The sequence below is a fragment of the Actinoplanes sp. NPDC048791 genome, from assembly GCF_040650095.1.
Lineage (GTDB): Bacteria > Actinomycetota > Actinomycetes > Mycobacteriales > Micromonosporaceae > Actinoplanes.
Genome location: NZ_JBEZGQ010001030.1, coordinates 1 through 2890, shown reverse-complemented (window position 1 = coordinate 2890; position 2890 = coordinate 1). Strand labels below are relative to the sequence as shown.

3 protein-coding genes are annotated in these 2890 nt (G+C 72.9%); all 3 read left to right on the top strand.

Going from position 1 to position 2890, the window contains the following annotated elements:
• On the top strand, positions 1 to 1333 hold a 1333-nt coding region (locus AB0C29_RS41620; RefSeq protein WP_360832828.1), incomplete at its 5' end, for a hypothetical protein.
• A gap of 35 nt (positions 1334 to 1368) precedes the next feature.
• Complete coding sequence (locus AB0C29_RS41615; protein ID WP_360832825.1) at positions 1369 to 2046, top strand: response regulator transcription factor; 678 nt, start codon at positions 1369 to 1371, stop codon at positions 2044 to 2046.
• On the top strand, positions 2039 to 2890 hold an 852-nt coding region (locus AB0C29_RS41610; RefSeq protein WP_360832822.1), incomplete at its 3' end, for a HAMP domain-containing protein. The genes AB0C29_RS41615 and AB0C29_RS41610, both read left to right, overlap by 8 nt.

Sequence of the window (2890 nt, the reverse complement as noted above, 5' to 3'; positions counted from 1 at the left end):
CACGGGCGCCGAGTACCGGGCCGGACCGCGGCCGCCGGCTGCTGACGCAGAGCACCGGACCGGGTCGCTGCGTCCAGCTGCCGATGCGGACCACCGCGCCGGGCCGGTTCCGCCGTCCCCCGGTACGGAACGCCGGGCCGGGGTGCCGGCCGAGCCGCAGAGCCCCGCAACGTCGCCCACCTCAGTCCCCGCTCAGCCGGACCGTCAGGGAACAGCCACCGACACCGTCACGCCGGATCCCGGTGAGACGGCCCCGGCGACCGACCCCGCCGAGGCCACCAGGGCCTCTGCGCCCGACCGGACAACCACCGCGGACACCGCCGTCCCCGGCGAAGCCACCGAACCCGACGCGATGGATCCCGCCGCGGTGGATCTCGCCGCGGTGGATCCCGACCCGACCGATACCGGCTTCGTCGAGCCCACTTTCCCGGGCCTCGCCGGCTTCGACTTCGGTGCCGCCCCGGCCGACCCGGCCGCCCTCACCCAGGCCGAGCCGACCGGCTTCGCCCCGACCGGTCCGGCCGGCTTCACTCAGGCCGAGCCGATTGGCTTCACTGAGGTCGAGCCGACCGGCTTCACCCACACCGGCCCGGCCGGCCTCGCCCACGCCGGCCCACAGGAGATCGACGTGATCCGCCTGACCATGTCCTGGGCCCAGACCCCGCTCGGCGGCCTCGCCCCGCCCGGCCTGCACGCCGGCCCCGTCCACGTGGTCGACGGCGGCAGCGGCCTCGCCACCGCGGTGGCCGCCGAGCTGACCGCCCGCGGACTGGCCGCCGAGGTGGCCACCCACCCCGGCCTGGGCGGCGTCATCTTCCTGGGCGGTATGGCCCGCCCGGCCTCCCCCGACGCGGCGCTCGAGGCCCAGCTCACCGCCCTGTGGCTGGCCCGTAACGGCAAGGACCGCGGGATCTTCGTGACCGTCGCGGACACCGTCAGCGGCCGGGCGGGTGCCTGGCTGGGCGGCCTGGTCGGGCTGGTCGGCGCGGTGGGCCGGGACCGGCCGGCGGCGTCCGCCATCGCCATCGAGTGCGAGCGCGGGGATCGTGACCCCGCCGATGTGGCCGTGCTGATCGCCGACGAGCTCACCCGGGGTGCGGGCGCGCAGCGGGTGCGGGTCGCCGCGGACGGCACCCGTTCGGTGGGCCGGCTGGTGTCGGCCGGGGCCGGGGCGCCGCAGCTCACCGCCCGCTGCGAGGTCTACCTGTTCCCCTTCTACCCGAACGCCGTGGTCCAGCCCGAGTGGCTGGCCGTCCTCGACGCTCAGGACGCCGTGCCGGGCTACCGGAAGGTGGCCTCCGATGGCGGGGTCGTGCTCTTCACCCGCAGCTGAAATCGATTTCAGGTTCGGGCTGGCAGGATGGTTCGGTGCGGCTGCTGATTGTGGAAGACGAGCGGGAACTGGCCGAGTCGTTGCGTCGCGGCCTGACTGCGGAGGGTTACACCGTCGATGTGGCTCACGACGGGAACCTCGGGCTCGAACTCGCCTCGAGCGAGGGCTATCAAGCGGTCATCCTGGATCTGATGCTGCCGCAGCGGAACGGTTATCAGGTATGCGCTCGGCTCCGGGAGCTGGGAGTGAATACGCCGGTGCTGGTCCTGACCGCCAAGGACGGCGAGTACGACGAAGCGGAGGCCCTGGACACCGGGGCGGACGACTATCTGACGAAGCCTTTCTCGTACGTCGTCCTGCTGGCCCGCGTGCGAGCCCTGCTGCGCCGGGGTGGTGAGCCCCGGCCGGCGCTGCTGAAAGTCGGTGATCTGGTCGTCGACCAGGCGCGGCGGGTCTGCTCACGCGGGTCGACGCCGATCACGTTGACCGCCAAACAGTTCTCGGTCCTGGCCTGCCTGGCGCGCCGGGCGAACACGGTGGTGAGCAAGGCGGAGATTCTGGACGAGGTCTGGGACGCGGCCTACGACGGCGACCTGAACATCGTCGAGGTCTACATCCGGGCCCTGCGTCGCAGTATCGACGTGCCGTTCGGCCTGCTGAGCATCGAGACGATCCGCGGCGCCGGCTACCGGCTGGTCGACGCGAATGCCTAGGCCGCAGCTGCCGGTACGGGTCCGGGCAGCGGCCGCGGCGGCGCTGGCGGCCGCCTTGTGCCTCGGCGGTGGAGCGCTCTGGCTGCGCCAGGTGATCCACGCGAACAGTGTGGCCGGGTCCGTCGCGACCGCGCAGTCACAGGCCCGCGCCATCGCCTCGACCTACCAGACGCCCGCGGCCGGAATCAACGCGGACGGGGGCACCCTGGCGGTGGACTGCGTTGCCGATGCTGCGCGTTGTTCATACGACAAGTGGTACGAGTTCCCGTACTACGGCACGGAGCTCAGCTTTGCGGTGGTCGACATCCACGGCAAAGTGCTGCTGGCCCAGAACCAACTGGCCGCTTACGTGCGGGACGGCGGTCTGTCCTTGCCGGCCGTCCCACCGCAGGAGGACGAGGAGTTCTTCGGCCGCCTCGACGTTCACCTGCGACCGGCCCGCAGCGGCGCACCGGGGCAGCTCGACGGTCGCGAGGTCACCCTGGTGACCTGCAACGTCAGCCCTTCGGGCGCGACCGTCTACGTCCTCGTCTCACCGCTCGTCGCGGAGGCCGCCGTGGCCCCGGTCGACCATTGGCTCCGACGTGGTCTGCCCGCCGCCGTTCTGTTCGTCGCCCTGGTGGCCTGGTGGGCGGCCGGACGCGCGCTGCGCCCGGTCGAGCGGATGCGCGCCGAGCTGGCCCGCATCACCGCCGCGGACATGAGCAGCCGGGTGCCCCAGCCGCGCACCGGCGACGAGCTCGCCCGGCTGGCCGTCACCATGAACGAAACCCTCGACCGGATCACCGACGCGGCCGAACGGCAGCGCCGGTTCGTCGCCGACGCGGCGCAGGAGCTGCGTAGC